This window comes from Scytonema sp. UIC 10036, from assembly GCF_009725235.1.
Map to the genome: position 1 here is coordinate 1 of NZ_WJFC01000062.1, position 13471 is coordinate 13471.

Annotated in this window: 10 protein-coding genes; 4 read left to right on the forward strand and 6 right to left on the reverse strand. The window is 41.1% G+C overall.

The features are described 5' to 3' along the window. Positions 1–75: 75 nt before the first annotated feature. Entirely contained in the window at positions 76–852 is a 777-nt protein-coding gene (gene fetB, locus F7734_RS26625; protein ID WP_155747637.1) for an iron export ABC transporter permease subunit FetB, read from the reverse strand. Positions 853–1147: 295 nt separating this feature from the next. Between fetB and F7734_RS26630 the strand changes: the two genes are divergently transcribed. Then, positions 1148–2272 (forward strand): DegT/DnrJ/EryC1/StrS family aminotransferase, encoded by a 1125-nt coding sequence (locus F7734_RS26630; protein WP_155747638.1) that lies wholly within the window; start codon positions 1148–1150, stop codon positions 2270–2272. A gap of 746 nt (positions 2273–3018) precedes the next feature. On the opposite strand, the gene F7734_RS26635 is transcribed toward F7734_RS26630, so the two are convergent. Both F7734_RS26635 and F7734_RS26640 read right to left on the reverse strand, forming a co-directional pair. Then, complete coding sequence (locus F7734_RS26635; protein ID WP_155747639.1) at positions 3019–3762, reverse strand: DUF561 domain-containing protein; 744 nt, start codon at positions 3760–3762, stop codon at positions 3019–3021. A 198-nt stretch (positions 3763–3960) separates the two neighbouring features. After that, positions 3961–4620: a hypothetical protein gene (locus F7734_RS26640; protein ID WP_155747640.1), complete on the reverse strand. Its 660-nt coding sequence runs from the start codon at positions 4618–4620 to the stop codon at positions 3961–3963. 227 nt (positions 4621–4847) lie between these two features. On the opposite strand from F7734_RS26640, the gene F7734_RS26645 reads away from it, so the two are divergent. From F7734_RS26645 to F7734_RS26655, 3 genes are all read left to right on the forward strand, one after another. Continuing rightward, the gene (locus F7734_RS26645) at positions 4848–5516 is read left to right on the forward strand and encodes a tetratricopeptide repeat protein (protein WP_155747641.1); all 669 of its coding nucleotides are present in this window, start codon (positions 4848–4850) and stop codon (positions 5514–5516) included. Positions 5517–6332: 816 nt separating this feature from the next. Further along, positions 6333–7058 carry a hypothetical protein gene (locus F7734_RS26650; RefSeq protein ID WP_243147103.1) on the forward strand — a complete coding sequence of 242 codons (726 nt, stop codon included), beginning with the start codon at positions 6333–6335 and terminating at the stop codon, positions 7056–7058. A gap of 95 nt (positions 7059–7153) precedes the next feature. Then, the gene (locus F7734_RS26655) at positions 7154–7420 is read left to right on the forward strand and encodes a hypothetical protein (RefSeq protein ID WP_155747642.1); all 267 of its coding nucleotides are present in this window, start codon (positions 7154–7156) and stop codon (positions 7418–7420) included. 238 nt (positions 7421–7658) lie between these two features. Here the strand turns inward: F7734_RS26655 and F7734_RS26660 are convergent, their stop codons facing one another. The 3 genes from F7734_RS26660 to devC all read right to left on the reverse strand — a co-directional run bounded on the left by F7734_RS26660 (position 7659) and on the right by devC (position 13442). Beyond that, on the reverse strand, positions 7659–11237 hold the full coding sequence (locus tag F7734_RS26660; protein WP_155747643.1) for an NB-ARC domain-containing protein: 3579 nt from the start codon (positions 11235–11237) through the stop codon (positions 7659–7661). A gap of 199 nt (positions 11238–11436) precedes the next feature. Next, entirely contained in the window at positions 11437–12132 is a 696-nt protein-coding gene (locus F7734_RS26665; protein WP_155747644.1) for a DevA family ABC transporter ATP-binding protein, read from the reverse strand. 113 nt (positions 12133–12245) lie between these two features. Next, positions 12246–13442: an ABC transporter permease DevC gene (devC, locus tag F7734_RS26670; RefSeq protein WP_155747645.1), complete on the reverse strand. Its 1197-nt coding sequence runs from the start codon at positions 13440–13442 to the stop codon at positions 12246–12248. Positions 13443–13471: the final 29 nt, after the last annotated feature.

A 13471-nucleotide genomic window follows, 5' to 3' on the forward strand; every position in this document is an offset into this window, starting at 1 on the left:
TCCATCAGACTGCAAAACTTTTGAACAATCGTTATTTTGGGGTCTACTCCGATTTACTACGATATGTTGTTACGCCTACCTAACAAGCTGGGCAGCAGAGTTAAAAAATTGCCGACTCAGTCCTCGCGTCAGTAACAGTGTTGTTAGCAGATTGGTAAAAGCGATGGTAAAGGTAATCAGAATCTGGTAAGAGGCAGCTTCGCGAGCATTCACACCACTCAATAACTGTCCGGACATGATTGTCGGTAGTGTCACCATACCTATAACTAGCATCTGATTGAGTGTGGGAATGAATGCAGCACGGACAGCTTCCTGGCGATATTTTGCAACTGCTTGCCAAGGAGTTGCACCCAAGCTCAAGTGAGTTTCAATTTCTAATTGACTGGCATCTATAGTGCTGACGAAACGTTCTCCTGCGATCGCAGCCGCATTCATCGCATTACCTAAAACTATACCGGCTAATGGAACAAAATACTGTGGTTCGTACCATTTATCCGGTTGAATTATCAAGACAGTGGTATAAATCAGAGTCAGGCTTATACTGATAAAAATTGACCCCCATACGAGAGGCAACATCTGAGGTATTGTTTTATCAATGCGATTTCGTGCCACAACTGCTGAAATCGTTAGGATTACTGCTAAAATGCCCAAAACAGCCCAAGGAGTGTCAAGAGCAAAGATGAACTCCACAACGTATCCCAAGACGGCCAGTTGTAGGATAGTTCTTCCAGTAGCAAGGGCTAAATTCAGTTCTAGTCCGATTTTTTCCCATGCAGACAAACCTATAGCGACTCCCATGAATGCAACAGCCAAAGCCAAATCAACAAAATCTAGCTTTATTAAATCCTGCATGAGTTTGATACTTCCTTGATTGGTAGTAGGTTGGGTTGAGGAACGAAACCCAACATTGAATTGAATTGTTGGGTTTCGTTCCTCAACCCAACCTACTAACCACTCTAAAACAACTAAATGATTCAGGAACTTTAATTCTCAAGAAGGGTTCTTAGCTTAGCACAAGGTTGTTTTCGCGAGCGGCAATTATAGGCTAGAGCCAACACACTTTGCCATAAAAATCTCTTTTTCCCGATCCCTACCCCCTACCCCCTACCCCCTATTCCCTTGCTGATATTTATCCTTAAAAAAACTCATGATTCAAAGCATTAATTCCGTTCCTGCCTTTGACATTAAACAACAATACACCAATATTGAAGCAGAGGTAAGTACAGCCGTTTTACAAGTTTTAGCGTCTGGTCGCTACATCGGTGGTTCTATTGTCGAAGGTTTTGAGCAAAACTTTGCTGCATATAGTGGCGTTAGTGAATGTGTAGCCTGTAATTCTGGAACTGATGCATTATATTTGGCTCTTAGAGCTTTTGATATTGGAGCGGGTGATGAAGTTATTACCACACCCTTTACTTTTATTGCCACTGCAGAAGTTGTGAGTGCTGTAGGTGCAAAGCCTGTATTTGTTGATATTGATGCGACCACATTTAATTTAAATGTGGAACAAGTTGTGGCAGCAATTACACCAAAAACCAAAGCGATTATTCCAGTTCATCTCTTTGGTCAACCTGTTGATATGACGAGCTTAATGAATGTTGCAAAAGCTTACAATTTAGTCATTATAGAAGACTGTGCTCAGTCTACAGGTGCAAGTTGGGCAGGGCAGAAAGTAGGAAGCATTGGGCATATAGGCTGCTTTAGTTTTTATCCAACCAAAAATTTGGGGGGTTGTGGCGATGGAGGGGCGATAACAACCAACGATCCGCAAATTGCAGCCAAGCTACGAATTATAAAAGAGCACGGTCAAAGAAATCGCTATCACTACGAGGAAATTGGTGTCAACAGCCGATTGGATGCGATTCAAGCTGCTATTTTACAGATTAAGTTACGTTATCTAGATATTTGGAATAACCAACGGCGACAAGTTGCTGCTCGTTATCACCAGTCTTTGAGTCAACTAGCCAATATCATAACGCCTCAAGAATTGGCTGGAGGCATGGGAGTGTGGAATCAATATACCATTCGCGTCTTAGATAATAAGAGAGACTGGCTTCGCAATCAATTACAAGAACGAGGCGTTAATACAATGGTGTATTACCCCTATCCATTACATCTACAGCCAGTTTATGAAAGTTTGGGATATCAAATGGGGCAATTGCCAGTTGCAGAGCAAACCTGTCAGGAGGTTTTATCCTTACCCATGTTCCCAGAATTGTCAGAAGAACAGCAAAACCAAGTGATATTTGCTTTGAAGGAGGTTAGTTGTTAGTTGTTAGTTGTTAGTTGTTAGTTGTTAGTTGTTAGTTGTTAGTTGTTAGTTGTTAGTTGTTAGTTGTTAGTTGTGTGGGTTCATCTGCTTATCCAATACTTGTCGGGTTTTGCCTAAAAACACGCAGTATTGGTTAAGTAACTATTTAATGGACAGTTAAAACAGTTAAGATAGTTAAGGAGATAATGAAAATATTTCAAGCAGTTAATAAAGAATAATTACCAACTGTAAATTCTTTGTATCTAGAGCATCAGCCCAGTCGAAGATATTGACAAATCAGGCATAAGATGTATGGTACAACAAGGAACTCAGTTACAGCAAAGATATTGGTTTGATAGCATTAAACGCCAAGCATTTCTTCTGCAAGTCTATTGCAATCAATATCAATAGACTTGTATCTTGCACTTGAGGATATAACTCAGACAAGGTAAAAATATCAGCGATAACACTACCTTCTTGTGGGCGATAAAAGCCGCGCACAAGAAGGGATTGAACTTTATACTAAGTCATGAAATGATACCAATTTTTTCTGGTGGTATTATGGGGAGTAAATATATCCAGATTTCCCTAAAATTGCCCAAACATTATAATTAATAACCTTCAAAATTCAACGAAAACTGAAAAATCAACATATAAATACTATGAAAAATGCGGAATGTGGGGTATAAGCGCATGAACCCACAGTTAGTAGATAGTAGTTACTACTATCTACTAACTACTATCTACTAACTACTATCTACTAACTATTATCCCTTAACTAGGGTCGCTGTTCTTAAGGCTTCTACCAAACCACGTACAGCCGCAATCATCGCGACTTCGTTATTGAGTTGGTTGATAGCAGAACCGACGCCAACACCAGCTGCACCAGCTGCAATTGCTAAGGGTGCTGTTACGTTGGAAATACCAGAGGCGCAGAGTACGGGAACTGAAACTGCACGAGAAATTTCATAAGCTGCTGCTAAAGTGGGGGCTGCTTTTTCAATCAGTCCCAACACTCCAGGGTGAGTAGGATTGCTACTAGTCCCACCTTCTGTTTGAATAATATCAGCACCAGCTTTGATTAATTCCTCTGCTAGTTGTACTTGTTGGTCTAGTGTCAGAATGTGAGGAACGGTGACAGAGAGGGTGATTTCAGGAAGCAAAGCACGAGTTTGGTATGTCAATGCTAAAACTTTTTCGGCTTCAAATCTCAGTCCCTGAGCGTAAAAAGAATCGAAGTTACCAATTTCAATTAAGTCAGCACCCGCGTCTACAGCTTGTACGAATTTTTCTGGCTCTACGGCTGATACACAGATCGGCAAGTTTGTCAAAGATTTTGCTGTTTTTACCAATTCTGGACTGGCGGCAATATCAATAAAAGTAGCACCGCCGTGATGGGCTGCCTTAGCAATCGCGGCTACACGCTTGGAATCAAAGTTATTCAAGCCGGCGATAACTTTGAGGACATTTCGGTTGGTAAATGCACGTTGCAATAAAGGATGCATCGTCATAATTTAGTTTTTAGGCTTTGAAAATTAGTGACTATTGTACCGTTACTTAAAGAGCCAGGATTGAAAAGAAGCAAAAATTACCGAAGAAAGGCAGAGGGTAGAAGCATCGAGGGCAGAAGATATCGTAATTTTTTATACTACAATTCTCTATTTGTACTCAAGCCCCTAAACTTATTTATGGAGACAAAATAATAGATGTTAAAAAATATTTTTCCAAGCTTCTACGGTTCTTTTGCCAATTTCACTGTCTACTGCTTCTCCACTTTCAGCCACAAGCCTAATATCGACATTCTCCGCAGGTGAGTTTCTGAGGGCTGTTGCTAACTCAGGGCTGACATCAAAAGTGCTGTTGTTTCCCTCAAGGCGAAACACCTTCTCTCCAAGTTTGATATAGAGGTTCGTTATCTTAATGGTATTTTTAGCTCCCAAACATCCCGTTCCTGATATCTTGGTGTAGGGGGATAAGCCGTACCCGGACAAGCAATCGCGTTCGCGGTAGGATAAAAGAACGCGAACAGATTTCTTTCTCCAGAGACTAATCACTTCAAACTTAGAGTTAACATTTAGAAAGTTTTTATAGAAGGAGTGGTGGTCAAATATACCGACGTAATTCCCTTCAAAGGGGTCTTCAATCTTAACCGGTTTTGACCAAGGTACATCCATATCTATACCTAAGGCTGCCGATTTTACAATTGGTAGTTCTGTAGATGCTTTTGCAAGTCGGTTATCTTCTTTAGCGGCTACTAACTTGGGAGAAATGAAGGTTGTGGTTGCTAAAGTTACAAACGCTAGACTTAATCCTGCGATCGCAAGTCTAGCCAAATTTAAACTATCAGGATTTTTGTGCTTGCAGTGCATTGTCTTACTGAGAATAAAATTACCTATCCTTTGAACTTATCCGGAAATTTACTGAGAAAATTTTGTCCTAAACTATGGGCATGACCGTAATTTACGGATAGGTCTACCCCGATTATAATCATCAATAGCTATTGTGCGTCATAATACCCCAAATGTTGACTCTATAAGCTCATTCGCCTTTTTTGGTACAGATTTATATGACCCCGAGTAGTAGAAAAATATTCAGCATGAAGTCAAAGAATCTTAACAAACTAGTGTCTTTTCACGTTTCTAGTTACTTGATTGTGGGTATCTTAACTGTTACAAATCCATCACAAATTGTTGTCGCCAAAGGAGGTCATTTCGCAATTGATAAACAACATACACGGGTACAGAGACTAGCACAATTCTCTGATGACACACAGCAAGAGCGATCGCAACTTGTTCAAATTGCCAATACTTTATTTAACCAAGGTGATTTAACTGGTGCAGAAGAAAACTTACGTAAGTTAGTTAAGAAGTATCCAGATTATCCCTTTGGCTATTATCAGTTAGGTAATGTTCTGTTTCGTCAGGGAAAAAAAGAAGATGCTATTAAAGAATATGAAACAGCAATTAAGAAAAATTCTAAATATGCGCTAGCGTACAATGCTCTTGGAGTCGTTTTTGCAAGCCAACAACGTTGGGAGCAAGCCGTATCAGTATATCAGAAAGCACTAAATATTAATCCTAATTACGGTGATGCACTGACTAACATAGCTCAAGCACTTTGGGAACAAGGAAACCGAAAGGAAGCGATCGCATCTTTAGAAAAAGCTTTAAATATTTTTAAGTCCCAAGACAGACAAGAAAAAATCAGGCAAATAGAACAGATTTTAAAGGATCTCAAAGCAGGAGACGATCCAAGTATTTCCTAGAAATACCCCCCTTAATCCCCCCTTATAAAGGGGGGAAATAAGAAATTGAGTTCCTAACCCTCCCCTTGGAAAGGGGAGGGTTAGGGTGCAATACTTGTCGGTTAAGCTAAAAATTCAAATTTAAGGTAGGTTGGGTTGAGGAACGAAACCCAACATTTATCAGCATTTGTTGGGTTTCACACACGGGTTTACCCAACTTACAAAAACGCTTATCCGAGCAGTATTGCGTAGGGTGGGCAATGCCTACCGCTTTATATCTGTAGCATAGCCCACCTACAGTACTGAAAACTTTTCATAAATCATTTATGATTCCCATAGTACAAAAACTTATCTTTTTTCTTAAGTTTGTTATTTTCAGTAAACCAAAAAGTTTTTCCCCAAAGAGCAATCACCCAATATTTTCGGGTTCGCCAGTTGCTTCAAGCCGGGGAAACTGTCCAACGCACTGGCTCACTCCCTTTCCTCTTACGACTGATTTTAAGCCAAAGGAGGTTAACCCAAATTAAGTTACACAAAGTGGCAACTCAAGAGCTTTTCCGCCAGCAGCAAATTTAGATATCTGTTTCAGCTTACTTTGTTAAAGTAAAAGCTTCCCCTTAGACTGAACTTCCCCTTAATAGCCTTCCTTTTTAAGGGTAGGGCTAACATACATTTGCACGAGCTAACTTCAGGTGAGCGGGAGAGGATGTCACTCAGAACAAGAGACTTAACTTTTTCTTAAGTTTCTTATCTTAAGTTGCTTAAGTTCTGTAAACATAGTAGGCTTTACTTGCTAACAACTATCTGCTTATTACATAAATAAACTAGGGTGTGTCAATGACCAATCAGCAGTGCGATGTACTAGCCAAAACTCAGAAGTTTTTAGATAAGGCAATAGTGTTAGCCTGGAGAGATGTAAACACGAGCCGCAGACCACCAGATCTGACCTCTAAGCGTTGGGTATGGCGGCTTGCTGGTGCCTACCATTCGAGTCGCCATACTACAAGACTGATGGAGGAAGCGCGAGAGCGCTTTGCTGCTTCTGGTCGCGAGAATTTGGCACAGTGGGCTGCACAGAAAGCCAGGGAGGAAGCAGGTCACGACCGACTCGCCCTGCTTGATATCCAGGCGATGGGATACAACGCAAAGGCTGTGGTGCAAGCGCTTGTACCATCTCCTATACAGGCTTTGGTAGATTACTTCTTTCAAACTGTGCAGACGACCGATCCAATTGGTTGCGTTGGTTTTTTCTATACAGCCGAACGCTTGGGGACATTTATAGGGAAGGAATACATCCAGAGTGTGGAGGCTTTGCTACCACCAGGTACTTATGCCACACGTTGGCTGCGGATACATAGTGGTGTTGGTGCTGAAGTTAACCATGTAGAAGAGACAGTCGAGGTTGTTGCACAGCTTACTCCCGAGGAGCGTATCTGCGTAGCGAGAGCTTGTTATGAAACCGCATTGTTACGTTTTAATCCACCTAAAGAGGATTACATATCAGACGAAGAACTTCAGAATGTATTGAAACCGCTGGAGTTAAACACTTGTCTCCAAGTATGAACTAATTTTTAGAAGCTAAGTAAATGACCAAGTAAGCAAGAGTGCTTTTCTCAGATACTCTTAACTGTACTGTTCAAACATAAAGGAGAAGAAAGATGCGATTTCGGATTTTCGATTTTGGATTTTCGATTTTAGTATGGCTAGGTTTAAGTTCTGCCTATGAAGCTGTTTTTTCAAAGATTTTTCCAAATGCAATGAAGACTACAACTATTGAACAGCAGTCTTTAAGGCATGATTTCGCCAGTAAACTCTTTGAGAACAGTTCCAATGTGTTGGATAACATTGAACTTGATGATTTGGAAAGTATCATAAATGAGTTCGCGCAAGGATTACCAAGCGACACTGAATTTAGTACAATGTAAATTGTGTGTATCTGTCCATTAGTGGCTAAAAATTGGAACAGTTAGTTTCCCTGATTGTCTATTCCCTGTTAATTAAGCTAGGAGCTTGGTAGCGAGTTAGCCCTAGCTTCAGTTACAGTTAGATAATTAGGGATTAACTACAGATTGTCCAAAGATAATTCTTTATTCATGGCTCCAACATTTTAGATTAGAATTTGCATTAGACCAAGCTTTCTCAGTGGTAAAATCTCCGATGGTTTCATGTAACTGCTTGTGGAGGATAATTTTCAGGTGCAGCTCCCAAAACTTTCAGCGTAGCAATAGTTGCTGTAGTTATACCTGTAACACCCATAATGTTCATGCGCTCATAAGGTTTCTCAGTTTTCAGAACTTTTAAGCACTTACCTGTTGTGACATCCCACAGTCTAATTGTCTCATCTTCACCACCGCTAGCCAGAGTTTGATTATCCGGACTAAAGGCGACTGATCTAAGCCAACCGCCTGTATGTCCTTGTAAGGTTTTGAGACATTCACCAGTGCTGATATCCCACAACTTGACCGTATGGTCTTGACAGCTACTTGCTAGTATTCGGCTGTCTGGGCTAAAGGCAACTGAGAGTAACCACCCTGTATCTACCTGCAAAACTCTAAGGCATTCGCCAGTTTTGACATTCCATAACCTTAACTTTCGATCTGTACTGGTACTCGCCAATAACTTACCATCCGGACTAAAAGCAACTGACCAAACCCAACTCTTATGCCCCTCTAACGTCCTAAGGCATTCACCAGTTCTGACATCCCACAGTTTGAGTGCCTGCTCTAACGCACTGCTTACTAGCATCATCCCTTGAGGACTAAAAGCAACTGACCAGACTTGATTTTTATGTCCCTTGCAAGTTCTCAAAGCCTGACCCGTGTTAACATCCCATAGCCTAACGGTTTGGTCTTCACTGCCACTTGCCAGTGTCTGACCGTCAGGACTAAAGGCAACTGACCGAATCGCAGCACGATGTCCCTGAAGAATCTGCGAGACTTGACCTGTGTTGACATCCCACAACCTTACCGTTCGATCTTCACTACCACTTGCTATGCTCTGCCCATCTGGACTAAAGGCAACTGACTGGATCGCAGCACGATGTTCCTGGAACGTTTTGAGGCATTGACCTGTACTGACATCCCACAACTTCACTAAAGAATCGTGACTGCCACTTGCCAGAGTCTGTCCATCCGGACTAAAGGCAACTGAGAGTACCTGATGAGAATATCCCTGGAAGATTTTGAGGCATTCACCAGTGCTAACACTCCACAGCCGTACCGTCTGATCGTAACTTCCAGTAGCCACAAGATCGCCTTGTGGACTGAAGGCAACCGAGTAGATCCAACTGGAATGTCCCTGGAAGGTTTTAAGGCATTCACCAGTGTTAACACTCCATAGCTTGACAGTTTGGTCAAAACTGCCACTGGCTAAAATATTACCTTGAGAGTTGAAGGTAACTGAATATACTTCGTTGAGATGTCCCTGAAAGGTTTTGAGGCATTCACCACTACTGACATTCCATAATTTTACCGTCCGGTCTTCACTGCCACTCGCCAGCATCTGACCATCAAGACTTACAGTAATAACCCGTATTCCATCACTGTGTCCTTGGTAAACTTTGAGGCATTTACCCGTATTGATATCCCACAACCGAATAGTGTGGTCATCACTGCCACTTGCCAGCTTTTGCCCATCTGGGCTGAAGGTTACCGAGCATACCCAACTTGTATGTCCCTGGAAAGTTTTTAAGACTTGACCCGTGTGAACACTCCATAATTTTACAGTACAGTCATCACTGCCACTTGCTAGCGTGTTTCCATCCGGACTAAAGGCAACTGACCAAACCTCATCATCGTGTTTTTGTAAGGTTTGCAGGCATTGACCTGAACCGACGTCCCACAGCTTTACAGTACAGTCAACACTACCACTAGCAAAAGTGTTGCCATCAGGACTAAAGGCAAGCGATACAACCCAGTTAGTATGACCCTTACAGCTTAGAAGTTGTTTCCAATCCGAAACTTGGTACAAGCGAATCTCACCATTTGTATCACCTAAAGCCAAAAGTTTACCATCAGGACTAAAGGCTACCGACAAAACACCGCCGAAGGTTTCTGCAAAAACAGACTTAGCTAGATTGGCGGAATGAAAATTTACATCGTGCAATTTCACATTACGCAGGTCAGCTTGCCAAACAGCCAAGTGAGAAAAATCATAGCCACTTAAATTTATCTGTAGTTGACTAAGTAAATTGATAATATTCCCAGCAGTATAACTTTGTTCTAGAGGCGATTTTTCTCGTATCATTGCTAGAATTTGAGCCAACTGATTTTCAATACTTCTTTTGTTTTTAAAAACAGTCAGCAATCCTTCTATAACTGGTTTAAGAATGAGGCAAATTTGAGCCTCTCTAACATATTCTTTTGCCGTCGCTTTTATCAAAGCATGGCTCTTGAACAAATTAATATTCTGAGTTTCAATTTCTCCACAAACCTGCTCTACCAATCGATTAGTCACATATTCCATAACTACAGGTTGTAGCGTGAACATCGCTGCGCTTTTCTCAACAAGCGATCGCCTCACTAGAGACTCGAGCGCCTCCAGTAATTTTTGTGGTGGTACTGGTGATACAACATCTTCTCGTAACTCGGATAGCGAAACTGGCTCGCGATTAATTACCAGCCAGTACATGAGTTCCTTTTCTAAATACGACAAGCGTGCAAACTGCTGCTCTAAAAGTTCGCAAATATCACCAAAGACAGCCGTGTCTTGTTTTAAAAATTCAGAAAGATTACCATCAAAAACATCTTTAATTGTCGTCGCTACTATCTTTAAAGCTAAAGCGTTACCAGCATAGCGCTCGACGACTGTTCTCAATTCTGACTCTGAGCCAGAGAAACCCTTGACTTCAAATATTTTTTGCCCATCTACCACCTCCAAACCACTTAGTCGTAATGAGCGAACAGGCAGTGCTTTTCCTTCCAGTGATGCCACATCTTTGGGTTTTTCTCGAGACGTAAGCAGCAAGCAGCTCTTGTGGAGAACTTCTCCTACCCGTCTTATCAACCGACTATAATCCTCACAGCCTTCTCGATAATTTCCCGCAATAGTACCGCTTTGCAAAATAGTTTCAGCATTATCGAGTACAATAAGACAGCGCTGTTTTTGCAAATAATCAATCAGTTGCGAGATTCTTTCGTCTACACTGGTTGGTAAATCAGCTTCTAATACCTGCGAGTTGTCGAAAAATTGAATCAAGTTACCAAGTAGCTCAAACAGTGGTGGCGCATTGTACAGCGATCGCCAAATAACATACTCAAACTGTTGCTCAATTTCATGTACCAGCTTAGCCGCCAGAGAGGTTTTACCGATACCTCCCATTCCCAACAATGCCACCACTCGGCAGTGCTCTGTCATAAGCCATTGTTCCAACAAAGCCAATTCTGCTGTGCGTCCATAGAAAACAGATACATCAACTGCTTCTCTCAAATCAACTCGTTTGAGGCACTCCAAGCTTTCCTGCTTTTCTATAGCCGACTCTGGCTTTATATAATCACTTCGACCCAATTCTAAATTAAACGCCATAAACAAACGAACAAGTGTTTGTTTGTCAACCCCTGTTTCACGAGTCAGTACTTTCCTAAAGGTGACAGGAGTAATTCCAACCCGTTCGCTTAATTCTTCTAAAGTACACCTAGAGCCAAAATTTTCTTGAAATTCCCACTCAAGTTTGGCATTCTGAATTTTTTGCCAGCCTTCACGAGTGAGAATAACGCCGCGATTTCGTTTTAACTGCCTATTCATAAATATATATCAATTTTTGCTCTTAGTAAAAATTACTGAGAGCAAGTTATATTTGTTAGTCTACACTAGACTATGGTTTAAAAATCTATAGTAAAAATACGTATTTTCAATTTAGATTAAAATACTCTCTCTAGAGAACAACATTCTCTCTATGTAATAACACAGAGAGTTTTTTCAGAAAATAGTTAAAAAATAATTTTCAGCCTGCAACAGCAGCAGTACTTGCTAACTTACCATCTTCCATACGGACAATGCGATCGGCAATATCTAAAATACGGTTATCGTGAGTCACCAAAAGGATAGTACAACCTTGCTCTTTTGCAAGTTGTTGCATCAAATTCACTACATCTCGACCTGACTTACTGTCAAGAGCTGCGGTAGGTTCATCTGCTAAAACAATCTTGGGGCGACTCACAAGGGCGCGTGCGATCGCAACTCTTTGCTTTTGTCCTCCTGACAAGTCATCTGGGTAGTAATTGAGGCGATTTCCCAATCCCACTACTTCCAGCATTTGGGCCGATTGTTTTAACATCTCGTTTGGAGAAAGACCCTTATGCAGTTCCAAACCCATCCTCACATTTTGTATTGCTGTTAAACTATTATGCAAATTGTGAGCTTGAAAAATATAACCATTACTGCGCCGTGCTAGTGTAAGTTGTTCTGCACTTGCACCGCATAGTTCTCTTCCTAAAACCTTCAAACTTCCATATTGTGCCGATCGCAATCCACCAACTAAGGTCAAAAGAGTTGTTTTCCCCGAACCAGAGGGACCTGTCATGATGATAATTTCACCAGCATATATTTCTAAGTTGATGTCAAATAAAACTTGTTTGCGGAGTTGACCTTTCCCAAAGTAGTGTTCTAGATTTTGGACAATAATAACAGGGTCTATCATTTTTGTTAGTGGTTAGTTGTTGGTGGTTAGTTGTTGGTGGTTGGTGGTTAGTAGTTAGTGGTTAGTTGTTACTACTAACTACTAACTACTAACTACTAACTACTAACCCATTCCTAAAACATATCTGCAGGGTCGGCAGATTGGACTTTACGAGTAGCGATCGCACCAGAAATCATACACATAACAATAGTTAAAATTTGTACTTGCAGGGCGCGGGCTAAAGTCATATATAACGGTAAATTTGTAGCATTTCTTGTCAGGGTATAGAGACCAAAAGAGACTGTTATACCTGGTAAAAAACCCAGCACTGCCATTATTATGGCTTCTTCAAATACCACTCCTAGTAAGTAGGCATTGCGATATCCCATTGCTTTGAAAGTGGCGTATTCTTTCATGTGGGCATTCACATCAGTAGATAGAACTTGATAGACAATAATCACTCCCACTATAAAACCCATTGCCACACCCAAACTGAAGATAAAACCAATAGGTGTGCTTTCTTGCCAATGATTCTTCTCAAATTCAACAAATTCTTCTTTTGTTAGAACTTGAACATCATGACTGCCTTGAAGATGAACTTTTAACGCATTTGCAACTTGCCGAACTTTTTCTGGTTCCTTATAGCCCGGTTGCAACTGAATAAGCCCTATATTCACACTTCCTGCATCTTGTCTGGTAAAGATGCGTAAAAAGTTTTGGTCGCTAGTTATCAAACTGCCATCTGCAATAAAAGAAGCTCCGACTTTAAATAAACCACGAATCGTAATTGTCCGGCGTTCTATTTCAGTAGTAACAGGTTTGCCTTGGTTGACTTGGGCATAAACTTTTTCATAAGCACCTCTAGAACCACTGTCAAACAGTACAGTATCTGGAAGTTTGATAGCATTTATTTGACTGTTTATTTCCGGTAAATCAAAGGCAGGTCGATCTGGATTGAACCCCATAATCAATACGCCAGTTTCCTTACGCGTTTGAGGATTTTTCCAATCAATAAAACCAAGATACATTCCATCAGCTGACTTTACCCCCGGTATATCCCTTGCTTGCAACAATCGCCGTCGAGGAAATGTGGACAAATATGCCAAGTTACGTGCTTGAGGGCTAATTAAAAAAATGTCAGCGTTCATGCTGCGATGCAATCGAGTGTTGCTATCAAATAATGCAGTCTGAAAACCTAACTGCATAAACATAAGAACATCAGCAAAGGCAATACCTGAAAGTGCTACCAAAAAACGACCTTTTTCGTGAGTTAATTGCAGCCATCCCAAAGGTGTTCGTCGCCCTATTTCTTGAAAAATGAAACCAATCATAACACAAGCACTCACCTAATAACTACTAT